17 protein-coding genes are annotated in these 24,199 nt (G+C 53.7%); 4 read left to right on the top strand and 13 right to left on the bottom strand.

Features of this window, described 5'->3' with window-relative positions; genetic code table 11:
- Positions 1-109: 109 nt before the first annotated feature.
- The 8 genes from ARCH_RS01310 to dacB form a co-directional block, all read right to left on the bottom strand.
- A complete protein-coding gene (locus tag ARCH_RS01310; RefSeq protein WP_013169511.1) occupies positions 110-592 on the bottom strand; it encodes a DUF3180 domain-containing protein in 483 nt (160 codons plus the stop codon).
- A complete protein-coding gene (gene folK, locus ARCH_RS01305) occupies positions 582-1,457 on the bottom strand; it encodes a 2-amino-4-hydroxy-6-hydroxymethyldihydropteridine diphosphokinase (protein WP_013169510.1) in 876 nt (291 codons plus the stop codon). Before folK ends, ARCH_RS01310 begins: the two co-directional genes overlap by 11 nt.
- A gap of 9 nt (positions 1,458-1,466) precedes the next feature.
- On the bottom strand, positions 1,467-2,279 hold the full coding sequence (folP, locus tag ARCH_RS01300) for a dihydropteroate synthase (RefSeq protein WP_013169509.1): 813 nt from the start codon (positions 2,277-2,279) through the stop codon (positions 1,467-1,469).
- 10 nt (positions 2,280-2,289) lie between these two features.
- On the bottom strand, positions 2,290-2,883 hold the full coding sequence (gene folE / locus ARCH_RS01295; protein WP_013169508.1) for a GTP cyclohydrolase I FolE: 594 nt from the start codon (positions 2,881-2,883) through the stop codon (positions 2,290-2,292).
- Positions 2,876-5,119, bottom strand: coding sequence for an ATP-dependent zinc metalloprotease FtsH (gene ftsH / locus ARCH_RS01290; RefSeq protein ID WP_013169507.1), 2,244 nt, complete (start codon positions 5,117-5,119; stop codon positions 2,876-2,878). Before ftsH ends, folE begins: the two co-directional genes overlap by 8 nt.
- Positions 5,116-6,201: a tRNA lysidine(34) synthetase TilS gene (gene tilS / locus ARCH_RS01285; RefSeq protein ID WP_013169506.1), complete on the bottom strand. Its 1,086-nt coding sequence runs from the start codon at positions 6,199-6,201 to the stop codon at positions 5,116-5,118. Before tilS ends, ftsH begins: the two co-directional genes overlap by 4 nt.
- Positions 6,198-7,064 carry a zinc-dependent metalloprotease gene (locus tag ARCH_RS01280; protein ID WP_013169505.1) on the bottom strand — a complete coding sequence of 289 codons (867 nt, stop codon included), beginning with the start codon at positions 7,062-7,064 and terminating at the stop codon, positions 6,198-6,200. The genes tilS and ARCH_RS01280 overlap by 4 nt, the downstream gene beginning before the upstream one ends.
- 61 nt (positions 7,065-7,125) lie before the next feature.
- Entirely contained in the window at positions 7,126-8,487 is a 1,362-nt protein-coding gene (gene dacB / locus ARCH_RS01275; protein WP_013169504.1) for a D-alanyl-D-alanine carboxypeptidase/D-alanyl-D-alanine endopeptidase, read from the bottom strand.
- Positions 8,488-8,572: 85 nt separating this feature from the next.
- On the opposite strand from dacB, the gene ARCH_RS01270 reads away from it, so the two are divergent.
- Positions 8,573-9,076: an inorganic diphosphatase gene (locus ARCH_RS01270; protein WP_013169503.1), complete on the top strand. Its 504-nt coding sequence runs from the start codon at positions 8,573-8,575 to the stop codon at positions 9,074-9,076.
- A gap of 331 nt (positions 9,077-9,407) precedes the next feature.
- Here ARCH_RS01270 and ARCH_RS09205 read toward each other — a convergent pair whose 3' ends face one another.
- The gene (locus ARCH_RS09205) at positions 9,408-10,937 is read right to left on the bottom strand and encodes a C40 family peptidase (protein ID WP_013169502.1); all 1,530 of its coding nucleotides are present in this window, start codon (positions 10,935-10,937) and stop codon (positions 9,408-9,410) included.
- A gap of 355 nt (positions 10,938-11,292) precedes the next feature.
- Here ARCH_RS09205 and ARCH_RS01260 point away from each other — a divergent pair, with 355 nt between their 5' ends.
- The 3 genes from ARCH_RS01260 to ARCH_RS01250 are packed head-to-tail and all read left to right on the top strand — an operon-like array spanning position 11,293 to position 15,085.
- Complete coding sequence (locus ARCH_RS01260) at positions 11,293-11,613, top strand: hypothetical protein (protein WP_145961622.1); 321 nt, start codon at positions 11,293-11,295, stop codon at positions 11,611-11,613.
- A 3-nt stretch (positions 11,614-11,616) separates the two neighbouring features.
- Positions 11,617-13,998: a GDSL-type esterase/lipase family protein gene (locus ARCH_RS09200; protein WP_013169500.1), complete on the top strand. Its 2,382-nt coding sequence runs from the start codon at positions 11,617-11,619 to the stop codon at positions 13,996-13,998.
- A 58-nt stretch (positions 13,999-14,056) separates the two neighbouring features.
- A complete protein-coding gene (locus tag ARCH_RS01250; protein WP_013169499.1) occupies positions 14,057-15,085 on the top strand; it encodes an alpha/beta hydrolase in 1,029 nt (342 codons plus the stop codon).
- On the opposite strand, the gene ARCH_RS01245 is transcribed toward ARCH_RS01250, so the two are convergent.
- From ARCH_RS01245 to ARCH_RS01230, 4 genes are all read right to left on the bottom strand, one after another.
- Positions 15,082-16,368: a hypothetical protein gene (locus ARCH_RS01245; protein ID WP_013169498.1), complete on the bottom strand. Its 1,287-nt coding sequence runs from the start codon at positions 16,366-16,368 to the stop codon at positions 15,082-15,084. The two genes, ARCH_RS01250 and ARCH_RS01245, sit on opposite strands and share 4 nt — an antisense overlap.
- A gap of 109 nt (positions 16,369-16,477) precedes the next feature.
- Positions 16,478-18,271, bottom strand: coding sequence for an acyltransferase family protein (locus ARCH_RS01240; protein ID WP_013169497.1), 1,794 nt, complete (start codon positions 18,269-18,271; stop codon positions 16,478-16,480).
- Between the two features lie 188 nt (positions 18,272-18,459).
- Entirely contained in the window at positions 18,460-21,198 is a 2,739-nt protein-coding gene (ppdK, locus tag ARCH_RS01235) for a pyruvate, phosphate dikinase (RefSeq protein WP_013169496.1), read from the bottom strand.
- Between the two features lie 248 nt (positions 21,199-21,446).
- Entirely contained in the window at positions 21,447-24,194 is a 2,748-nt protein-coding gene (locus ARCH_RS01230) for a bifunctional metallophosphatase/5'-nucleotidase (protein ID WP_013169495.1), read from the bottom strand.
- Between the last annotated feature and the right edge of the window lie 5 nt (positions 24,195-24,199).

The raw sequence follows: 24,199 nt of genomic DNA, 5'->3' as shown, positions 1-24,199 counted from the left end.
TATGGGCGGTGGAGAAAGGGCGTAACGGCGGATTGGAGCCAAATAAGCGCCAGGCAAGACAGGAGCACCATATACGGCACTGCTGTGCTCCCAACCGCCGATCGGGCGCCTAGGCCGTCGCACCGGGCGGAGTGGCCTCATCATCGTTTTTGCACCAGAGTTCGGCCACCAGGCCCGCCACTGCCATGGCAATGGACGCCAACCCGGCAAGCCCGATCGTGATTGCCTGGCTCACCATCACGTTTGAATGTGAGTACCCGGCGTAGCTGGCCACGATCCCCGCGCACACGCCACCGGTGATGGCGCCCGTGCGCGAAACGGCCTGGGAGAGTAGCCAGATCCGAGCGGCGGTGAGCATGTTGAGCATGCGCCTGCCTTGTCGATAAGAACGAACCCGCCATCCTTGCCACAAAATGAACGCAGCAACGAAGAGCGGAATCAGAAAGGTCATCGCGGGAACGAGCACGGGCGCCAGCCCGTAGCTCAACCATGCATCCGTAACGAAGAACGAGGTCACGCCTACTACCCCAAAGATGGCAAAGAGTAGGAGCCATGAGGTCGGTTGGATCTTAGATTCTGGATTATCTGGCATCACCAAATCCAACCTTGACCACGTGTTGATCGTTCACGCCTGCCAACAATTCGGCAACTGGCTGCCCATTGAGCGTGGCCTGAGGATCAATTTCCAGCCATGGTTCCAACACAAATCGGCGTTCGTGTGCGCGCGGATGCGGCAGGGTGAGCACCGGATAGTCAGACTCCACGCCAGAAACATTGACGATATCCAGATCCAGAGTTCGCGCACCCCAGCGTTCATCACGCACGCGCCCGTGGGCTTCTTCCACCATGGTGAGGAAGTTCAGCATGGCCATCGGTGGCGTTGGCGAATTGATAGACACCACGGCGTTGATGTAGTCCGGCTGCGGATCTTGCCCTGGTGCGAGCAATGGAGTGCTGCGGTAGAGTGACGACACGTCATCCACCCATTCTCCGAAGTCCGAAAGTTCCGCGATGGCCTGGCGTACGTGTTCTTCTGGATTATCTTGGTTGGAGCCGATCGCGATCACGTAGGTCCGTAATTCTTCTTTAAACAGTGGCCCTTCGCGCAGGATAGATACAGACACATCCGCGAATTGGTGCGGAATTGGTGCTTGTGGTTTATGCACAACGATTTCGGCGCTGATGATTCGTGGTTCCATGATCGCGGCCATGATACGGTGTGCGAGTGTTTCGATCAGATCGCAGTGTTCGCCTTGAATGACGGCCACGATTTTATCGGCCACTTCCGCATAGCTGATGGTGTCTGCGATGTTGTCCGTATGCGCAGCGATTTCGGTATCTACAAGCAGATCAACGTCTACTACAAATTCTTGCGGTTCGCTGTGTTCTTCCACGAGCACGCCGTGAGTACCGAGCGCCCGCACGCCTACAAGCCGTATCGAATCTGTCATTCCCATTGTTTCCTCCTACTGTGTTTTCTTGCTGTGTTGCTGAATTTTCTCCAGCGTAGCAAGAACTACAGATGAGGCGTCAACGTTATGCACACGTGCAGCCCACACCCCGTGTTCTGCGAGGAAACCGGAGATAACGGCTGTGGATAAGTCCCGATGTGCCTGATTTTCCCCAACCAAGTGCCCGATGAATCGTTTGCGCGATGCTCCCACGAGCACTCGGTGCCCGAGTTCTATCACGCGATCAATTCCGCCAAGGACGTTCCAATCGTCGTCTCCCATTTTGGCGAAACCGAGCCCTGGATCGAGGATGATTCGTTCGGCGTCAATTCCCGCAGCCAACGCACGTTCGCGTGCGGCAACGAGTTCACTCACGACTTCGTCCACAATATTCGTGTATGTTGCCAGGCTGTTCATGGTTTCTGCGGTGCCACGCGAGTGTTGCAAAATGTAGTCGCAATCGAGTTTCGCCACGGTTGCGAGCATGGCCGGATCACCGTTTCCGCCGGTTACGTCATTGACGATTGATGCGCCTGCTTCTACCGATCGCCGCGCTGTTTCTGCGTGGTATGTATCTACCGAGACGGCCACGCCGCGTTCTTGTCCGATGCGTGAGAGTTCTTCGATCACGTTGGCGATGCGTTCCCATTCTTCATCCCATTCCAGCGCGCGAGCGCCGGGGCGGGTTGATTCGCCGCCGATATCGAGGATGGTTGCGCCCGCATCCATCAGTTCGGTTCCGTGCTGGATCGCGGTTTCTGGAGTTGCCCATTTTCCCCCGTCAGAGAAGGAATCTGGGGTCACGTTGACGATGCCCATGATATGCATTGTGGTCACCTTACTTTGACATGATGAGGCTCATTGCCTCGGCTCGGGTGGCAGTTTCGCGCAGTTTTCCGCGTACTGCGGACGTAACAGTGTGCGATCCTGGTTTCTTCACGCCGCGCATGGACATGCACAGATGTTCTGCTTCGACGACGACGATCGCGCCTTGCGCATTGAGACGTTCCATGATCGCGTCAACAATTTGTGAGGTGAGCCGCTCTTGTACTTGTGGCCGGCGGGCGAATCCTTCTACTAATCGGGCAAGTTTTGACAGGCCGGTTACGAGCCCGTCTGGCCCTGGAATGTAGCCGATGTGGGCGACTCCGTGGAATGGTAGCAGGTGGTGTTCGCACATCGAATACATGGAGATATCGCGAACGAGCACGAGTTCTTCATGGCGGATATCGAAGGTGGTGTTGAGGACGTCCGCTGGGTCTTCACCAAGCCCAGCAAACATTTCCTTGTAAGCACGCCCCATGCGATCCGGCGTATCTAGGAGCCCATCGCGGTTTGGATCTTCGCCTACCGCGATAAGTAGCCGCTTAATGGCGTCAACGACGGCTTCTTCATCATAGTGGCCGATGTGGAGTTTTGGTAGATCACTCATCAGTGACCTCCGGTCCTTGAGGGGAGTCCATTGGATCCACTTCTGGCTGAACTACAGTGGTTTCTTCACCTGCCCTGGCTTCTTCCTTTTTCACTTCTGGAAGTGGTACTGGTGGAAGATCAGACACAGGGCGATGTGGCGATGAGAGCCAAAGTTCGCGCTTTGGCGCCTTCACGATATCTTTAAAGATCTCTGCGAGTTCCTTTTCAAGGATGGTTTCTTTTTCGAGGAGTGCTGCTGAGAGAGCATCGAGCACGTGGCGGTTTTCCATCATGAGTGCCCAGGCTTCTTGATGTGCGGCTTCAACAAGATCGCGCACTTCAGCATCGATCACGCGCGCAAGTTCATCAGAGTATTCGCGCGATCCGCCGCCACCAAAGCGAGTCATCGGATCGGATTCGTTTGGCACGAGGCGCACGGAACCTACTGTGGAGGACATACCGTATTCCATGACCATCTTCCGTGCGATGTCCGTAGCCTTCTGGATGTCATTAGATGCGCCCGTGGATGGATCGTGGAACACGATTTCTTCTGCAACACGGCCGCCCATGGCGTACACCAACTGATCGAGCAGTTCGTTACGGGATACCGAGTACTTATCTTCTGTTGGCATAACCATGGTGTATCCCAAGGCACGGCCGCGCGGAAGAATAGTGACCTTCGTGACCGGATCAGAGTGGTGAAGCGCGGCAGCAGCAACGGCATGGCCGCCTTCATGATAGGCGGTCATCCGCTTTTCTTCAGCGTTCATCACGTGAGTACGGCGCTGTGGACCGGCGATAACGCGATCGATTGCTTCATCGAGATCGTCTTCCCCGATCTTGTCATGTCCACGGCGCGTAGCCAGCAATGCAGCTTCGTTGAGTAGGTTGGCCAGTTCAGCACCGGCGAAACCTGGCGTACGGCGAGCGATCGATTCAAGTTCAATTCCCTCCGCAAGTGGCTTACCTTCCGCATGAACTTTCAAAATTGCCGCACGGCCCTTCAAATCAGGGGCATCTACGGCGATCTGACGATCGAAACGGCCTGGACGCAACAATGCCGGGTCCAACACATCTGGCCGGTTGGTTGCCGCGATCACAATAACGTTGGCCCGTTCATCAAACCCGTCCATTTCAACGAGGAGCTGGTTGAGGGTCTGTTCACGTTCATCGTTTCCGCCGCCCATACCCTGGCCACGGTTGCGGCCTACGGCATCGATTTCATCAACGAAAATGATGGCTGGGGCAAGCTTCTTAGCCTTGGTGAACAGATCGCGCACGCGAGAAGCACCAACGCCCACGAACATTTCAACAAATTCAGATGCAGAGATATGGAAGAATGGCACGCCTGCTTCACCAGCAACAGCCTTAGCTAGCAGGGTTTTACCAGTTCCCGGGGGGCCGTACAGCAAAACGCCACGTGGAATCTTGGCGCCCATCTTCCGGAACTTATCCGGATGATCGATGAATTCTTCAATTTCTTGGAGTTCTTCCACGGCTTCGTCTGCACCAGCAACATCCGTGAAGGTGACGCTTGGGCGATCTTCATCTAACCCGTCCTTCTTCACGCGCCCGAATGATCCCATGCTGCCCTGCTGGATCTTTGGCAACATCCACATGAGAAGCGCGAAAAGTAGCAGGAGTGGGAACATGAGCGAGAAGATCGAACCGAGGAATGATTGCTGCGGCACGATCGAGTTGTAGCCGTTCTTTGCTTTAGCCGACGCAACTAGATCCTGGATCTTCTTCGCTTCTGCAGAAACGAATTGGAACTGGACCTTCTTTGTTGGTGATCCCTTCTTTCCTTCAAGATCGCGCGGAGTGAATTCCTTATCCAGCCAGATTCGCACGATTTGGCTGCCGTCTGTGACTTCGATGCGTTCCTTCGCACGGTCAGCATCTTGCAGGATTGAGATACCTTCAGAGGTTTTCACTGATGTGAAACCGCCCGGCGCAAAGAACCAGAACAGCCCGCTACCGATCAGGAGGGCAACAGCAATGAAGGATACCGCAGATTTGAATGGGCTTTTCTTCTTCCCATCCTTATCCCTGTTTTTGTTGTTCGCCTTCTTGTCCGCTTCTTCGGCCATGCGTTTGGCTTCTTCCCAGCGGGCACGCCAGCTCTTCGGATCACGCTTGCGCGATTCATCCGTTTCTTTCTTGCGGCCACGCCGATTCCGGCGGCCAGCCGAGTTGAAATCTTCCAACTTGCGCCGTTGTTCTGACTGGGGCGATTCCTTTTCAGGAGTGCTCATGTATCCTCCATCGGCGCTTGCGCTGCCGTGTTTGCCGTGGACGTTGATTGTGCTCCTGGTTCCAGCCGCAAAAGGTTGCGTTCGCGCCAGGCGCGCACACCGGGAAGATCAAGCCCACGTTTGTTTATATGCTCTGTTACGAGCTTATCAAGTCCTGCGATATGCCAGTAAACGAGTTCGCCTCCACGCACGCCACTTTCTTCCACGGCGTATTTTAGGGTTCGACGACGAACTGCTTCTGGCACATCCTTTAATGATTCGCAATCGAGCGTGATCGGATTGCGGGATGTGCATACACGCTCTAGTTCGATCCGTGCGTAATGTTCGAGTGCCGCATTATCTGCTTGGAGCATCGAAGCAGTGCGGGCGATTGCTCCGATCGTGCCGCTGCCAAGGACGTCCTGTAACTCGGGAAGTATCCTGTGCCGCACAGCCGAACGCCGAAGGGGGGATCCATCCGAACACGTCCACGGCCCGTCAAGATCATTACTCGGATCATCCACCCAGGGCACATCAAGTTCGCTACACACAGTCCGTAACTCATCCCGTGTGAACTCCAGGAACGGCCGTTGCATCGGGACATCCCGATGCAACGGCAGATGCCCCACTGCCGGCATTCCCGCGATTGATTTTGCTCCCGAACCGCGTGCGAATCCCATCAGCACTGTTTCCGCCTGATCGTTTTGAGTATGACCAAGGAAAACCACAGCTGGACCTGCCGCATTGCCAAGAGAACGAGCATACGTAGCGATCGCATCATACCGAGCTTCCCGCGCATTGCCTTCCGGCCCAGATGAACCATCAACATCCACACGGCACACCTCTACCGGCACGCCACGCTTTCTCAAGATGTCCCGAACGAATGCCGCTTCTTGCACCGATTCAGGCCGAATACCATGATCCACACACACAGCATGCACCAGAATACCCAGCTTAGGAGCCACAAACGCCAACGTTGCCGCCAACGCCATCGAATCCGATCCGCCAGACACGCCAACAAGCACTACCCTATCCGAGCAGTGTTCTAGCGCTTCCTTTAGCGCACGCCGCGTGGCATTGACGAATCGATGAGGCCGGCTCATTTCACAACCCGATCAATCCATTCCGCAGGATGAGTAAGTTCATGAAGCGTAGGAAGATTCTTCTCCCCTTCCCACGCCTTATTCAAACCCTCAATCCCAACCTTTCCTACAACAGCCGTAACAAAATCACTACCCTGCACATACTGTTGAGACTTCTTCGCCATACCCAGCGCCTGACTCAACTTCTTCGCAATAAAACCACCCGCAGCACGCCTAGCAGCCATCGCACGCACCAACCGCGAGCGCGACGGCATAATCGCCAACGGCACACGATCCATCACAAACGTGGCATGGCCTTCCAACAAGGACATCACGGCAGTAAGTTCATCCAACACAGGTTCTGGCGGAATCGCATTATCAATCTCCAACACGAACGCCGCCCGTTCCGCAATATACGGCGCCAGCCACGGAGCAGCCGCAAACTGGGCCGCATGAGTCAACTCATGAACCGCCACCCACAGCGCCACATCACGCCGATCCAAATCATACTGGCGCTGGAACTGAGCCACATTCGGAGCCACCAAATACACGCGAGGATCCACCACATAAGGATCCCACTGGCCAAGCACCTTCGCAGCCAGCACCGACATTGCGCCACCAAGCTGATAATCCTTGAAATCAACAGCCGCATCCACGCCCCGAAGCATCTGTTGAATCGACGCCACCGCGCCCTGCGCCCACCCAGCACGATCAACAATCTTGACCCTGACGCCATCCGCAGACAAACCGGAAATCTTTTTCACAATACGCGGAGCACGCTTAGCCCCCTGCCGCAGATCATTCACCACCGCCTGAGCAGCAGTAACACTCATCGCAGGCCCACTACCAGCAACCAACCGCGCCAACAACTTAACCGTATTCACCGTTACTCCCTTCTTAGAACCACTCTAATATGGGGCTCCCACATACTTTGGTGTACACCCGTCACACCTGAGAAACCAACTTCGCCAACGCATCATCAATAACCGCACGCACAGTCAACTGATCATTTTCCTTATGATCGGTCACAATCGACACAAAAATCAGTGGATGCCCTGAACGGGTAGACACAAAACCGGCGAGCGCCGTCGTCGTCGATAACGTACCAGTCTTCGCCCGGACCAAACCCTGAGCAGGCGAATCCCAAAAACGATCCTTCAACGTACCCTGCAAACTCCCCACCGGAAGCGCCGCACCCAACGCATTCACATCACACCCATCACACGCCCACACGCGCCGCAAAATATCACCCAAAAGCCGCACCGGAACCCGATTATGTTCAGACAACCCCGAATTGTCATCAATCACAAGGCCAGTCACATCAAAATCAGCAGAACGCAACGCGCCCTTTACCGCCGCAGAAGCCCCCGAAAAATCAGCCGACTCCCCCAACGCAATCGCAACCTCATGCCCTAAAACCTCAGCCAACGTGTTATCAGATTCAACCATCATCACGTCAACCAGCTCGCGAACCGGAGCACTATGAACCCGAACCAGCTCCTGCGAATCCTTAGGCGCCACCTTACGGCCACCCACCGTCACAGAAATCCCCTGCTCACGCAACCGCTCCGCAAAAGCATCCAGCGCCCTCACATCCGGCTGCTCCACAAACTCCGAATCCACCCGGCCCCGATCAACCGCAACCGGATACAACGGCATCACAAACTCAGTATTCTCCTCCGCCACCACCGACGGATGGTAAACCGGCTGTGCATAACGCGACGAATCCACATGAACAGTTATCTCAGAAACCTTCGCCTTCTGAAGTTTCTGTGCCACCTGCCGTGCCATATCCGCCAAACCACTACGCCCAGCTACAGCAGAAGGCTGCCCATCACCCGCAGCCAGCATCACGTCACCGCCGCCAACCAGATACACATCGCGGCCCACACGAGTCACAGACGTATCCAACGTGGCGTTCGGCCCCAACGTAGTGAGCGCCGCAACCGCAGTCACATACTTCAGCGTAGAAGCCGGACGCAACGATTTCGCCTCATTATGCGACGCAACCGTTTTCCCCGAAAGCGGATCAATCACCGCATACGACGACACGCCGCTCAGACGCTCATCCGTGCGAAATTCCTCCATAATAGTGCGCACTTGTGCAGAATCAAGTTCTGGAAGTGTGGCAAAATTCGGAATCTTGGGATTAGTGACGTGTGGCTCACTCACCTGTGGATATGGTTCAGGAACAGAAAGTGGCGGTTTAGTCGTAAAAAGTCCGGGTACAACGTCCCACGCATCGCCAAGAATATACACGCCAATAAGTGCAAGGACTGCCGAAATACCGATCTTTACTTTCTTCACCCCACAAGTCTCCCACACGGAAGCGCGAAACACCGGCTACAATCAATAAATAGCAAGTAAATATCACGCCGAAGGAGTCACCCCCATGGAGTTTGATGTCACCATCGAGATTCCGAAGGGCAATCGTAACAAGTACGAAGTCGATCATGAAACAGGCCGCATCCGCCTTGATCGCATGCTCTTCACTTCTACCCGCTACCCGGACGATTACGGTTTCATCGACAACACGCTCGGTGAGGATGGCGATCCACTGGACGCGCTCGTTCTTCTTGACGAACCAACCTTCCCAGGTTGCGTTATCCGTTGCCGCGCACTTGGCATGTTCCGCATGTCTGATGAAGCAGGTGGCGACGACAAGGTTCTCTGCGTCCCATCCGCCGATCAGCGCGCCTCCTGGCGTACCGAAATCGAAGACGTTTCCGAATTCCACCGCCTCGAAATCCAGCACTTCTTTGAAGTCTACAAGGATCTCGAACCAGGCAAGTCCGTTGAAGGTGCACACTGGGTTGGCCGTGAAGCTGCCGAAGAAGAAATTCGTGCATCGTTCAAGCGTGCAGAAGACACCGGCTACTACGATCACGCTCACTGAGCCTTAGGCGATCAGGCCTTAGAGGGCCAGGGATTCGTCCCTGGCCCTCTTTGCATGCCCTTTTGGCGGCGTGTACAACCGAAACACCTGCATTTTGTTTGAGGATCCGGCCCGGGTTCGCCGTATATTGCAGGGCGTGCCGGATTTTCAATGTTTTTGCAGGCGCACCCCACAAATCAGCACCTACCAGCCCCCACAAACCAGCACCTACCAGCACCTATAAACAGGAAAACAGGCCGATCACAACGATCGCCCTGCCCGAAGCTCGTGAGCTCCATTTCCTAGTGCGTGCGGAAAAAGACTAGTTAGTTCTTTGTTCCTACCCTTGATTCTACTCTGCTACTCGCAGGTAGATTGGTGATCCGTATACTGGCCCTTCTTGGGTTCCCATTGCTGGGTTGTAGGCTGCGATGTGCATGCCGTTTCCGGAGTACATTCCAACGTGCCCTGGCCAGAGGACAACATCGCCTGGCAGTGCTTCGGATGGCGATACTTGACGGTATCCTTGGTGTGCGTACTGGTTTGACACGCGTGGCACGTTGTAGCCGTGGTGGTTGAAGATGAATTGCATGAATCCGGAGCAGTCCCAGCCGGCGGTGGTGGATCCGCCCCAAACGTATGGAACGCCTAGGTATTGCCGGCCGAAGTCAACAAGTTGTTGGCCGATGTTGCGGGATGTGCGCGCTGGTGCGGGTGCTGGCGCCGGAGCCGGGCGTTGCGCGGCTGCGGCGGCCGCTTCGCGCTCCCGGGCTGCTTGTTCTTCGGCTGCTTTGCGGGCTGCTTCTTGGCGGGCGCGTTCGGCTTCTTCGCGTTCGCGGGCTTCTTTTGCTCGGCGTTCGGCTTCGGCACGCTCGGCGGCAGCGCGTTCGGCGGCAGCGCGTTCTTCTACGATCTTTTGGTTTGCGGCTAGAGTTTCGCTGGCTTTCTGGGCTTTGTCAACAGCGTCTTTTGCGAGTGCGATGGCTGATTGGTTTCCAGATTTTTCGGCTTCAGCGAGGTTTGCTTTGACGCTCGCGAGGGATGCGTTTGCTTCTTGCGCGTTCTTTTGTGCGAGTTCGGCGGCTTCTTGGAAGCGGTCTGCGTTGGCGCCGGCTACGAGTGCGGCGGCTGCGGCTTCGGAGCGTGCGGCGCGGTCAGCTTCGATATCTGCGAGGCGTTGCGCTTCGAGTGCTTCTGAGGTTCCGCGTTGGTGTGCGAGCACCGTGACGAGTTCACTGCGGCGCGCTTTCGCCATAGCAACTTGCTGTTGGGCTTTTTGAGCGATGGCGTTGGATTTTTGTTCTGCTTGTGCAACGCCGTCCGCTACCGCGATTTGATCTTTTGCGGCTTTGTCTGCTTTGTTTTGCAGGACTTTTGCGATTTCTTCGAGGGCGGCAAAGTGTTTGACTTTGTTGTCTGCTTGGTTTGCGATGGCGTCGAAGGCACGGTTGCGTTTGTTGGCTTCGTGGAACGTGTCCGCACCTAGTAGGTAGAACGACGACGTTATGTTCGCTGCCGAATCCTTGTACATTGCTTGGGAGATGGAACCTAGTTGGTTTTTGGCGTGGTCTACATCTTCACGTGCTTTGTTTGCTTTGCCTTGGGATGCGATTGCGGATGCGATCGCATCGGAGAGCTGTGCTTGTGCGCGGATGTTTTCGACTTGAGCAGCGGCTGCTTCTTGTTCGAGGCGGGTTGATTCGCCTGCGAGCCGTGCGAGCTCAAGTTCTGCATCCGCAATTGACATTTTTGCGGTTTCTTCTGCTGCTTTCGATCCGCGGATGTCGTCGTCAGTGACGGGGGCGGCGAAGGCTGAGCTGGACGTGAGAATAAGCGCGAGGGCACTTATCGATGCGGCGCACCCGTAGACTCGCTTCTTCACAGGCTTTCCTCCAAGCTATTTTATTTTCTTCAGCGTGTTGACTTGATTTTCCGGCACTTTTTAGTGTGCATATCGACGTTATAACAATTTGTCACAAAAAGAAACACGAAAAACAAAATTCCCACTATTAACTTATTACTCATTTGTCACATCTGTTTACGCTTGTAACACGATATACTCCTCTTATAAGCAAAGGAGCCTACACATGTCCCCAGATCAGAGCAGTTTCTCCTCATCTTCTAAGCCTCGTAAGAGGTGGAAGCGCACAGCTCTTGGCGCGCTTGTTCTCTCATGCGCGGGAGTTGGATTGTTGGGGTTCGGGAATCAGACTGGAGTTTTCGGCCCCACTTCATCAATGAAACATCTTTTGGATGAAAAACTTGCGCAACCGAGTGAACTTGGAATTTCGACGGAAAAGTATTCGCATTCACCACGGCCAGGCTTGTTTGAAAAGGCTGCGCCCGAGGATGTTACGTATGAGTTTTTGACGACGTCGAACGACGTCGATTTCCTTGCACTTAAAGAGATTGCACGGCGTGACGGGTGGGTAGATGATACGTCTGCCAGCGGGATAAATACGTGGTATGCGAATAAAACTACGGCAACGAAACCTACGGTTAGGTTAAGTATCACAAAAATAAGTTACCGTATCGTAGTTAAGCTGTCGTACTATTAATTCATGCAATCACTACGAAAAACATGTGCAACGGCTACTGCCGCCCTACTTCTCTCACTCTCGCTAGCGACTCCGGCTCTTGCCACAGAGCCCACGCCTCCTGCCAACCAGGAAAAATACGTCACCCTTTCCCTGATCGGTGATTCGTACACAGCCGGTAATGGTGCTGGCTTGTACTACGGTCCAAAAGAATCGTATCGAAGCATGCGAAACTGGGGCCACGTGTACGCCGACAAACTCAACAAACAGGGCGTCCACACAACAGTTCATAACTTGGCTCATTCGGGCGTCACCACTGACATGGTCCTCAAAGATCAAATCTCGAAAGTTCCCACCGATACAGATATCGTGCTCTTCACCGTTGGAGGCAATGACATCAAATTTGCGGATATCGTTACGGGATGCTTTGGCGACCCACTCTTTCTTGGCTCATACGCAAAATGTACAAAAGCTATGGATTTCGCCAACGAAAATCTAGATGCGACATTCAAACGCGTTAAGTCAATCTTAACTGACCTAAGTAAACGTTTAACACCTAATGCACAAATTGTCCTTGTAGGCTACCCACTCCTATCTACGCCACTCGAGCATATATGGAGTAAGAACGGGTTTTGGTCTTTTTCCTCTGGAGAGAAATTTGACGCAGCCAAAGCCGTACGCGACTTCGGGGTAAAAGCTGCAGAAAAGCAAGCAGAACTCATAGACTCATGGAACAGCGATCCGGCATTACAACACGTTACTTTCGTTCCAACCCATGCCAAATTTGCAGAACACGAACCCGATCCCAGATTGTTGCACAAGAATCCTCGTCGCTGGCTAAACGAACTATTCGAAACTGAGGGAAAACAAAACGACAAGGGCGAAATCGAGTCAACTACCGCCTTGAAGGATTATGTCCACTTTTACCATCCGAACATCACCGGCCATGAGGAAATCGGAAAGCTCGTTTACGAGAAAATCGGCGTTCCATCCTCAGCACGTGATAAGGAAAGCTACGCTCGCCCAATCGATCTAACCTTCGTTGTTGAATCTTCCGATGATACCAAGGCAAAGTTGCCTGAAATCAAGAAGCAGATGCGCCGTATCGCTCAGCAAACTTTCGATGCCGCTAAGGAAAACGGCAACGAAAATCCACAAAAGAATACCCGTTTCAGTTTGGTTACCTACAGCAACGCACAGCCACCTGCCCGTGTTGACGCACCTACATCGCTAGAAGGCGAAGTTGCTCCAGCAACAGAACCAGCAGAGGCCGACGATAAGAAGGCTGTATCCGAGAAGGCCGAAGCTGAGCCACAACCTGAAGCAGTTGCAAAAAAGAAGCATAAAGAAAAACAGGATGAGCCAACAGTCACGTTCGGTGAACTCAAGGATATTCTGTCCCAGGTAAGCGCACTCGACACCACAGCAGCTCCTCTATCCGACTTCTTCGCAGCCACCGAAAAGGCGGTGAAGAATACAGGATGGCGTCAAGAAGCTCGCAAGATCGTCGTGGTTATTAGTGACGCCGAAACAACGCAATCGGAAGCTGACGTGGCTAAGAAGGTAGAAGAACTCCTCCTCAAAGCCTTCGCAGCGAACACGGCCGAACTCAACCTGATCGATCTGGATAAAGACCGCACTGAAACGATGGCAAGCCTGTTCACACGAACCGGCGGGCGCATCCAGCTACTCGGCGATCTGCGCCCATTGATCCTCGAAGCTCCTACTGCAAAACTCGGCATGCTTTCCATACAAAAAGTGGGTACATCAATCGAATTCAATGCAGATGGTTCCCTCTCGCCAAATAGCGACATTGTGCGCTACGAATGGGACTTTAATGGAGACGGCCAGACGGACGAAAGTACAACCGAACCAAAGGTAACGCATACTTACTCGGCAGAATATTCGGGTCAAGTATCAGTTAAGGTAGTTGACCAAGATGATCAGTTTGCAATCGCGTCCATCAACATCGCCATAACTCGTGATGGTGACTCCATCGCTGAACCACACGATAACTGCCCAACCGTTCCAAACGAAGATCAACTGGATACGGATAAGGATGGAATCGGCGATGCATGCGATCCAACCCCACTCGGCGACGCCCCGAAGGCAATGACGGAACCAGAAACTTCTAAACTATTCGCAGAAAATGGCACCGGCGAAACCACAACGCGAAACGTGACCCAAACGCAACAGGATCCAACGCCAGTAACCCAACCAGCAGCATCCTCCCAGATGCTCAGCCAAACCGGCGCCACGATCCTCGGGTGGATAATCGGTGCACTGATCCTTGTGGCGCTTGGCGGCGCTGGAATGGCGTTCGCACGCAGGCAGAGTGCAAAGGCTGCAGCCAAAATGCAAGCTGACGCCGCGCAGACGCGAGCAGGCGATGCTCCACAAGCATAATAATCAGAAATAACTCCACATATTGTGGGGCATGCAGGGGAGTCGATAGGCTTAGCCTATGACGACATGGCATGAGGATATTCTTGGCGTGGGCTTCTCTTACACAACTCTGGAATTGCATCCAGATGAGCAAGGGGAAGCCTACGCCACTCTTATACGTTACCTCCCGCAAGAGGATCAGGAGGCGGGCGAACGGCCTGATCCGGCGTTCGCGTTTATCGCGATTCACGGCTGGAATGACTATTTTTACCAGACGGAGTTGGCGCGCACAATCACTTCGCTCGGCGGGCAGTTTTACGCGATTGATCTGCGGCGGTATGGCCGTTCCCACCGGGAGGGCCAGCTGTGGGGGTATGTGGATGATCTTTCTACGTACGATGAGGATTTGCATGCGGCGTTGGATGTTATTTTTGATACGCATGGGTATTCGATTCCGCTGGTGATGTATGGGCATTCTACGGGCGGGTTGACTGCGGCTTTGTGGGCGGATCGGCATCCGGGCGCGTTGGCTGGGTTGATTTTGAATTCGCCGTGGCTTGAGTTCCAGGGGTCTACGTTGATGCGGCAGATTGGGCAGCCGTTGATTGATGCGTTGGCATACCTATCCCCTACCACGATTATTCCGACCGCCGATAATGGTTTTTATCAGCGGGTTTTGACTGGGTGGACTGATGCAGACGGCGATATGCCTCCGCATACTCCGGGCGATCCGTTTTTTGAGGGCGGGTGGAACCCTGATGATCGGTATCGGCATTTTCCGTCGTTCCCTGTGCGGGCCGGGTGGCTTTCAGCGGTGCTGGCTGGGCATTACCGGATTTCGGAGGGGCTTGAGTTGGATACGCCGGTTTTGGTGGTGACGTCTGCACGTTCGATTGCGGCCGAGGAGTGGAGCGATGAGTTGCGGACGGGCGATGCCGTGTTGGATGTGACGCAGATGTGGAAGCGGTTGCCTACGCTTGCGCAGAGTGTCACGTTAGCGAAGGTGGACGGCGCGATTCATGATGTGCTTTTTTCGCGTGCGGAGGTTCGCCGTGTTGCGTACGATCATATTTCCCGGTGGATTCGGGGTTTTATCGTGGGGAATTAGGCTTGCCGACGACGACGTGACCGCCGCGTCACCCTATCAGCCTGTGCCTGTTTGGGTGGCGTTGGCGGGTAAAGGATGCGTTCGGTTGCGGCCATCCAATCCGGTAATGCGGTCTGATCGTTTTCTGCTGCGAGTTCTACTGCACGTGAAGATTCTGCTGCTGAATCGCGTTCTGAGATGAGGAGTTTTTCAGAGAAATCGTTGGGGGCTGATTCGTCCCAGAGACGCTGTTCGGCGCGCTTCTTGTGATCCATCATTTGTTCGTAGAGCGATTTGCCCCGCCGTGGGGCCGGTGGCTGGATCGGGAACGCGGGCTTGATGGACGGAATGATGGCCGTATCTGGCGAATCGGATGATTCTGGGGATGCTGGTGTGGCCATTGGCTGATCGGAGTTCCACGCGGCACGGCGGCGTGCACGCCGGCCGAGCTTGTGCGGCGGATCCGTGAGTTCTGCCAGCATGATTGCTGTATCCTCACGGCGTTGCGGAAGGCTTTCCTTCGCCTGTGCAGGTTCTTCAGTGGCAGACACAATTGGATCGATTTCTGGTTCTGGAAGAACAACACGTGGCGATTCTTGGGCTTCTCTCTGGTGATATGGCAGCGGTGCCACGCCGGATCGATCTGCCCAACCTTCAATATTCCACAGGGATTGATCAACTGTGTGTGTTTGAGGTGCGGCAGGCTCAGCTGGTTGTGGTGCTTCGATCATCCAAGGCTGCGGTGCTTTGGCTAAAATGTTCGTACCGTAGGAGGCCGCCTCAGCTACTTCAATGAGGGTGCCGGAGAGACCTTCGTATGGAAGAACAAGCTTGGCTTCAACGCCAAGGCCACAGAGTGAGTTCTTTACTGCCTCATCAATCGATAGACAGAAAAGGTACAGCCGTGCTGTTGGTTTCTGCGCTGGGCTGGTGTTTTCCAGGAAGAGGCTCCAGCGATGTGCGAAGTCTTGTTCTGTGCCTGGGTAGATTTCGGCAAGCTGCTGGCGGTTCAATGTAGCGAAATAGCCTGAACGGCTGGTCGCATGGAGAAGGGTTTCCGAGTTGAGGTGGCGGAGCACTTCGATGGTGATAACACGCTTAGTTGCATCAAGAGCAATAAGTGATTGCACAGGATCGTGTGATTCGCGGTTGGTTACGTATCCGATCGGGAAAAGCGGGTGTTGAACGAGCGCTAATGTTTGCGACTGGACCGCATCAACGATCACATCAGCGAGTTTGCCCGAGGCACCTGCATTTCCCGGAGCTTCAACGAGCTTACCGTTCTCAAGCGCATATAGTGCCACGTTACTCTCCTTCCATCACGCCTAGAACTAGGATAACCGACACGCCGCCATAACGGCGTACCAGTAATTAGGGAAGTAATTCACTTGAATCTCACCTTGTATTTTCAGCTTACTTCTGAAACCTGTGTAAAGCCTGAAAGACTTCATTAGCAAACAGCGCACTTCCTTCAGTTCCCGGGTGAATCTGATCCCCCGCGAGCAGATCAGGGTGAGCTAAGGCAATGCTCTGCCAATCTGCAATAACAACACGATCTGGATTTTTTCGAGCCATTTCCCGCATGGTTGAGTTAGAGACAGGTACCCAGGTTGCATACTCCGGCGCACTTGCTGTAACGAGCACAATCCGCCGATCTGGTCCCACCGCGTTGAGGATCGCTTGAGCGTCTTCTTCTGTGATAGCCCCGTTCGTTCCTAGCGCAATAACAACGTATGGGCGAAGTTGGTTTTCTTGCGCCATCTGCGCAGCTATTGTGGGGAATTGTTTGATTGAACGTGACACTTCACTATTAACAACGATCCCTGGGAGCTTTTCTTGAAGTGCAGGTGTAGCAGCCACTGTTACGGAATCCCCAATAACCGTTACGTTTTCCCCAACCACATTCGGCAGCACCGGACGCTTCGGATTTTCTGGAGTATCACGTGGTTCAGACAGTGGCGGCGGAGCAGGGGTTGATTGTTGTTCTTTGGCTTGTTTTTCAGCGTCAATAATGAGCTGTTGGCCGGACGAAGTGGCATGTTCAGTGATAAAGCCGGCCACAGCCGTTCCAGTTACTAGTGCAGCCAGAACGATCCCAGCTGCCTTCTTCTTATGTAACGGTGGCATTGTTCGAAGCCACCCTAAGAAACCATGAGTACGGATCGGGGTTTCAATGTACCGATACGATACATCGGCAAGTGCAATGCTTAGCATGAGAACAATTAAGGCTGTTGGTACCGCAGCCATCGGCGAATGGTAGAAGCCGATCACATGCAACGGCCAGTGCCATAAGTAGATCCCATACGATCTGTGGCCGATCCATACGAGTGGCGGAGTCTCTAAAACCGCCCGTAAAGATCGTGTACCAAAGCCAGAAGCATCTGGTAGCAGACCTCGGATAGTTCCTACCATCAAGATAGAGAACGCCACCATCCCCCATGGATACATATAGTGAGAATCGGTGAGTATGAAACTGAGAACCACGATCGCAAGTAATGATAGCCATGAAATCCAGCCCCAGATTGCCTTGGTGCCTGCTCGACTACCTGTAAGTAATCCTGGTAGCGCGAGGGCTAAAGCAGCACCAAACATCAACCCAAAAGAATGCGAGAATGTTGAAACATACGCACTGGTTGGATCTGCTCCTACCGTTAAAGCGTGGAGAACAATAGAGCCAATTCCTAATAAAAGAGCACACACTATCCGTATTTCCACTACGGTACATACCAGCAGAAGAATAACTATAGGCGGCCATACAATATAGAACTGTTGTTCCACAGCCAGTGACCACATGTTGCTTAAAAGCAGTGGCGATTGTTTATCGAAGTATGACGATGCGTGGCTAATTTGTAACCAATTATAGGTTCCTGTTAAGGATCCAATCGCTTGCCACCGCAGTTGAGTCAGGGTGTCTCCCCCAAAAATACGTGCGAGAGCAAGAGAACCTAAAGTAGCTACTGCAACGGCAGGAAGTAGCCGGCGGATCCGCCGAACCCAAAATGAGCGAACCGAAATTTTCCCACGCGCTTCTTTTTCTTTCACTAAAAGAGCAGTTATGAGGAAACCTGAGATAACAAAGAACATATCAACGCCGATATAACCAGCTTCCGCGATTCCCGGTACTAAGTGATAGAGCACCACGATCATCGCCGCGATGGCACGCAAACCATCTAAACCTGAAATATATCCAATGCGTTCGTTCGTCAAGTGTTTCACCTCCGGTTAGGTTCCCATCCTACTGCCACCTCCCACACGAAAACATTCACATACGCCTCCTGAGGTGTTTGTAACCTGCCTCATAAAACATCATCTGGACGCAAAACTCACTTATACGCGGTGATAGGACTCTATATGGGGCTATCACCGCGTATAAGTGAGTTTTTTGTTATGAACGGTTACGCGGTCCGGTTTGCGGCACCACCAGCAGAACGTGGCGATTCGTTGGAAATCGCAGCACGGCCTGCTTCAAGGCGAGCAACAGGAACGCGGAATGGAGAGCAGGAAACATAGTTCAAGCCGATTTCAGCGAAGAAGTGGATCGATGCTGGATCGCCACCGTGTTCGCCACAAACGCCCATCTTCAACCCTGGCTTGGTGGAACGGCCACGCTCCACACCCATTTCTACAACAGCGCCCACTCCATGGACGTCGATGGATTCGAATGGGGAAATGCCGAACACGCCGTAATCGAAGTATTCGTTGAAGAAGGTGGATTCCACATCGTCACGTGAGAAGCCCCAGGTGGTCTGGGTCAAATCGTTGGTGCCGAAGGAGAAGAAGTCGGATTCAGCCGCGATCGTGTCAGCAGACATGGCCGCGCGTGGAAGCTCGATCATGTTGCCGATTGGCAGATCCAGCTCGATTCCATGTTCGGCGGAAACTTCAGCCAAAACTTCTTCAGCCATATCTCGAACGATCTGCATTTCGCGCGATGAACCGATCAATGGAACCATGATTTCTGGCTTTGGATCCTTGCCGGCCTTCTTCAGTTCGGCGGTTGCTTCGGCGATCGCACGAACCTGCATGGTGATCAAACCTGGCAGCTTCAGGCCCAAGCGCACGCCACGCAAACCAAGCATTGGGTTCTGTTCGTGGTTGGACTTCACAGCCTCAAGAAGCGCGTGTTCTTCTTCTGAAATCTTTTCGCCCTTCGATGCCTTCACGGCGAGTTCAACGGAGAGCGCGGTGAGGTCTGGGAGGAATTCGTGAAGTGGCGGATCGATTAAACGAACGGTTACTGGGAGGCCGTCCATTGCTTCGAAGATACCTAAGAAATCGCCCTTCTGCAGTGGCAGCAGCGCATCGAACGCAGCCTGCTTGGCTTCGTCTGTCTTGGCCAAGATAACGGTTTCGATCAGCTTGCGGCGATCGCCCAAGAACATGTGCTCGGTACGGCACAGGCCGATACCTTGAGCGCCGAATTCACGCGCGCGCTGAGCATCTTCCGGCGTATCGGCGTTCGCACGAACCAAGAGGGCGCGGGCGTTATCTGCGCGGGTCAAAATCAAATCGACTGCACGAACGAGATCCTTGGTATCATCATCGTCAGAAACAGCCAAACCGGCTTCCAAGCCTTCCGCGATGTAGGTCATCACCGGGGAGCTGGTCACGTCAACGGCGCCTTCGAAAACTTCGCCAGTGGTGCCGTCGATGGAAATGATATCGCCAGCCTGGAACACCTTGTCGGAGCCCTTGATCGATACGGTGCCCGCAACTTCCTCAACAAGGAGCTGATCTGCGCCAACAACGCAGCAACGGCCCATGCCACGTGCCACAACGGCTGCGTGGGAGGTCTTGCCGCCGCGCGCGGTGAGCACGCCAGATGCGGCAACCATGCCTTCAAGATCGTCCGGGTTGGTTTCACGGCGAACCAAAATCACAGAAGCGCCAGCGGCCACGCGCGCCTTCGCCTGCTCGTTGTTCAGCACGATTTCACCAACGGCAGCGCCTGGTGAGGCGGCCATTCCACGAGTCAACAGGTGCTTTGGCGCCTTCTTATCGAACTGTGGGAACAGAAGCGAGGTGAGCTGTTCGCCGGTCACGCGAGTCACGGCCTCATCTTCAGTAATCAAGCCCTCTTCCACCAACTGCTTGGCGATACGGAAGGCAGCAGCAGCGGTGCGCTTGCCAACGCGGGTCTGCAGCATCCACAGCTTGCCCTGCTGGATAGTGAATTCGATATCGCACAGATCGCGGTAGTGGTTTTCTAGCTTCTTCATGATGCCAACGAGTTCATCGTAAGAAGTCTTGTCCAAACGCTCCAGGTCAGCAAGCGAAAGCGTGTTGCGGATACCGGCAACAACGTCTTCACCCTGTGCGTTTTCCAAGTAATCGCCGTACACGCCGGAATCGCCGGTGGAAGGATCGCGGGTGAAGCACACGCCGGTACCGGAGCCTTCGCCCATGTTGCCGAATACCATGGTTTGCACGTTCACTGCGGTGCCCAGATCGTTTGGAATGTGTTCGCGGCGGCGGTAGATGCGGGCGCGATCGGTGTTCCAGGAGTTGAACACGGCAACAACAGCCAAGTTGAGCTGTTCACGTGGGTCTTGTGGGAAGTCCTGGCCGGTTTCGGCCTTGAAGATCTCCTTGAAGGTGGCCACGAGTTCTTTGAGATCGTCGGTGGTCATGTCCAGATCGCCGGCGTATCCGTGGCGTTCTTGCAGGTCGTGGAGGGCGTTTGCGAACAGATCGCCGTCGATATCCATAACCGTCTTACCGAACATCTGGATGAGGCGGCGGTACGAATCCCATGCGAAACGTTCGTTGCCCACGGCGGCGAGGCCTTCAACGGACTGATCGTTCAGGCCGATGTTGAGCACGGTTTCCATCATGCCTGGCATGGAGAACTTTGCGCCGGAGCGGACAGACATGAGGAGTGGATCGCCTGGATCGCCGAGCTTCTTGCCCATCACGTCTTCAACGTGTGCGATTGCTTCCGTGACCTGGCCCTTCAGTTCTTCTGGCACGCCGCCTTGCGCAAGGTAGTAGCGGCAGGTATCTGTGGTGATGGTGAATCCTGGGGGAACTGGGAGTCCCAGTTTGGTCATTTCCGCAAGATTGGCGCCTTTGCCTCCGAGTAGATCTTTCTGATCTTTGTCTCCCTCGGTGAAGTTGTAAACATACTTCGTCATATGAGTTTAGCCCTCCAGTGGGTCAAATGAAACGGCCGGACACAGCCGTACTAGTCCTCGCCCAATCTATCACTTCAGCTCACGTGGAGAGAACTTTTGTGCGACATGCGCCACTATTTTTGGGACTTTAGTCGGTAGAGTGTGCGCTTTTTTCCGGGACTATAGCAACTTTGTGGGCGCGTGGATGGAGATAAGGCCGCGCTGGGGTTCCGGCGCGGCCTTATCAGTTACCAGTTATGGTTGCGTTTTTACTTTTGACGACGACGGACGAGCACCAGCCCGCCGAGCAGCGTCAAGACGGCGATGCCTGCGAGTATGCCTACGGTAGCGCCGGTCTGTGCCAGCTTGCCTTTAGGAGCAGACTTCTGTGCAGACTTGTGCATATCGGAGCTCTGCTTTGACTTGGAGCTGTCCCCCTTGGAGGATTCCCCTGTGGAAGAATTGCCCTTAGAGTTGTCGCCATTAGCAGAATCGTCCGGCTTTTGATTGCCGGCAGCCTTGTCACCGAATCCGTTGGATGCGGTGACTTCGCCGGTGGCGCAGTTGACGTTCACGCCAATGCCCTGCTTAGCCGACACGAGTTCGGTACCAGCTTCGTTCTTCACGATCAGCGGAACGTGAACGGTGGCTGCCTTATCCGCACACTGAGTGTCAGCGGAGATGGCGAACTTGCCGGTGTAACCAACGCCGTCTGCAGTAATGATTGCTTCGTAGTTAGTTGCGTTTGCATCAACAATGGTGTTGTTAACTTCGTGCTGTACGGCCTTGCCGCCAAATTCAACAGTCACGTTCTTAACCTTTGCTTCACCTTCTTGGCTGAAGGAGAGGCCGCGCAATTCAACCTGAGCAGAAACAGCGTTTCCGTTCTTCTTGAGATCGCTGAGCGAAACACCGATCGACGATTTGTGGTCACGTGGCTTAACGTCTTGGTGCTTCTTCAAGTATTCAGCCATGAAATCACGATCCAGACCCTTGGTGATAACACGGTAGCTAGCCTTCACAGCGTCATCCTTAAGAATGTCGAAGCTGTCACCACCAGTCATGAGGAAGCTTACCGACCCAACGATGTACTGCTTGTTCATATCAAGCGGTTCACTGTTAACCAAGATAGAGGTAACGCGGTTGCCAGCCCCCTTGGTCTTGTCTGCATAGTCAAAGGAGTACTTAACATTGCTGGACAAACCGAGCTTGAGCATCGGACGGGTAGACTTTTCACCCTTCTCATTTGGCTCAAGCGACTTCCACTGTTGTTCAAGTAAAGTCTTAACCTGCGCACCTGTAAGGGTTGCGTAGCTGACTTCGTTGGAGAATGGCATGAATGCGAACACATCACCAACGGTTACAACGCCGTCCTTTGGTTCCAAATCAGCACGGATGCCGCCAGCGTTAATGATGCCGATATCAACTGGCTTCCCATCAAGAGTGGTGAAAGTGTCCTTCATAGCATCTGCAATGAGTCCACCGATGGTGGATTCAGTTCCGCGGTTGGAACCAGCATCGAGGCTGTCATTTTCGGTGAGCTTGTGCACGCCACGGTAGAAGTTACCAGTCCCCTTAGAAATTACCTCCTTCTTCTTGGGTGCCGCAGCTTCAGCGGCTTTAGCGACGATATCCTTGACGGTCGGGTCTTCACCGCAGGCCATAACTTCGGTTGCAGTAATCTTCTGAGCATAGGATTCAATAACCTTCTTCTGCTTCGTGTCATACTTGACGACCACGTTGGAGAGGTTATCAGTGAAAGAACCGGATGCGGTTGCAGTGATTGGATGGCCATCCTTGGTTGTGATTGCCTTACCAACTGTTTCACCCTTGTCATTCTTTTGAGGATTTGCATCGTAGCCGAAGTAAGGCTTGTGGGTATCGCCACCCATGATCACGTCAACGTTGGCGCTCATGTTCGGGTAGGACTGCAGAACATCGTTGTCATACATTGCTACAACAATGTCAGCTTCGCCGTTCTCCGCGTTACCATCCTTCAACTTAGCAGCGATGTCATTGATAACCGGAGCCGCTTCCTTGAACTTCAAGGTATCGACTGTTCCGATTGGGAGCTTGGTAGCAACGTCGTTTTCGATCGCTCCAATAAATGCAACCTTCACGCCGTTGGTTTCCCAAATCTTGTAACCGTCTTTATCGAGTCCGTCAAGGCCTTCGACATTCGCACCGAGATACGGGAAAGCTACCTTTGTGTAATCCTTCGAACCATTAAAACGTTCCTGAAGTACCTTAATACCCTTATCGAATTCGTGGTTTCCGATCGTGGATGCGAAAACATCCATCGCGTTGAGCGCTTCGATGGTTGGGTTGTCATTAGCCGAACCAGAGGTGAATGGGGACGCGCCAATGTTGTCACCAAGAAGCGTGAACTGAGTATTCGGGTTCGACTTCTTCGCCTGGTCAATGTAGCACTTCACTGATGCAAGACCAGATTCGGTGTAACCTCCGAAAGTCTTGTCTTTATTGATCTTTGGCTGCGCTTCAATGTGACCGTGAATATCGGTCAAGTTGAAGAGGTTGAGGGTGACAATTCCCTCTGCCTTAGCCTTTTCTGCTTCTTCCTTAGCCTTCTTCAGTGCAGCTTCAGTCTTAGCCTTGGTTTCTTCGACAAGCTTCTTGCGCTGTTCTTCTTGTTTTGCCTTAAGCTCTGCTTTCTTCTGTTCTTCTGGAGTCAGCTCTTTCTTAGGCTCATCCTTCTTTGGATCTTCCTTAGCCTTGTCGTCAGCCTTCTTCTCAGCGTCAGCAACTGGCTTTTCTGCGCCTTCAGCCTTGTCTTCCTTGGCAGGCTCTCCAGCTTCGGCCTTGTCGCCAGTCTTTTCGTCAGCCTTTTCAACTCCGGCAGCTTCGCCGGCTCCTTCAGTAGCCTTTTCGACAGTTTCAGATGTAGCCGCATCAACAGTAGGTGTTCCTTCTTCAGCCGCCCACGCAGACATCGGGGCCATAATCAGCGACGCCGCAGCAACAGCTCCAATTGCAGCACGCTTCATCGGACTTTTCATTCGTT

Source organism: Arcanobacterium haemolyticum DSM 20595 (assembly GCF_000092365.1).
Taxonomy (GTDB): domain Bacteria; phylum Actinomycetota; class Actinomycetes; order Actinomycetales; family Actinomycetaceae; genus Arcanobacterium; species Arcanobacterium haemolyticum.
This window is presented reverse-complemented; position numbering and strand designations above follow the sequence as displayed.

Coding starts and splice junctions, on each gene's coding strand:
- folE (WP_013169508.1), bottom strand. CDS start 2,883: ATGAGTGATCTACCAAAACTCCACATCGGCCACTATGATGAAGAAGCC.
- ARCH_RS09200 (WP_013169500.1), top strand. CDS start 11,617: ATGCAATCACTACGAAAAACATGTGCAACGGCTACTGCCGCCCTACTT.
- ARCH_RS01270 (WP_013169503.1), top strand. CDS start 8,573: ATGGAGTTTGATGTCACCATCGAGATTCCGAAGGGCAATCGTAACAAG.
- folP (WP_013169509.1), bottom strand. CDS start 2,279: ATGCATATCATGGGCATCGTCAACGTGACCCCAGATTCCTTCTCTGAC.
- ARCH_RS01310 (WP_013169511.1), bottom strand. CDS start 592: ATGCCAGATAATCCAGAATCTAAGATCCAACCGACCTCATGGCTCCTA.
- folK (WP_013169510.1), bottom strand. CDS start 1,457: ATGGGAATGACAGATTCGATACGGCTTGTAGGCGTGCGGGCGCTCGGT.
- ARCH_RS01250 (WP_013169499.1), top strand. CDS start 14,057: ATGACGACATGGCATGAGGATATTCTTGGCGTGGGCTTCTCTTACACA.
- ARCH_RS01260 (WP_145961622.1), top strand. CDS start 11,293: ATGAAACATCTTTTGGATGAAAAACTTGCGCAACCGAGTGAACTTGGA.
- ARCH_RS01230 (WP_013169495.1), bottom strand. CDS start 24,194: ATGAAAAGTCCGATGAAGCGTGCTGCAATTGGAGCTGTTGCTGCGGCG.
- tilS (WP_013169506.1), bottom strand. CDS start 6,201: ATGAGCCGGCCTCATCGATTCGTCAATGCCACGCGGCGTGCGCTAAAG.
- ftsH (WP_013169507.1), bottom strand. CDS start 5,119: ATGAGCACTCCTGAAAAGGAATCGCCCCAGTCAGAACAACGGCGCAAG.
- ppdK (WP_013169496.1), bottom strand. CDS start 21,198: ATGACGAAGTATGTTTACAACTTCACCGAGGGAGACAAAGATCAGAAA.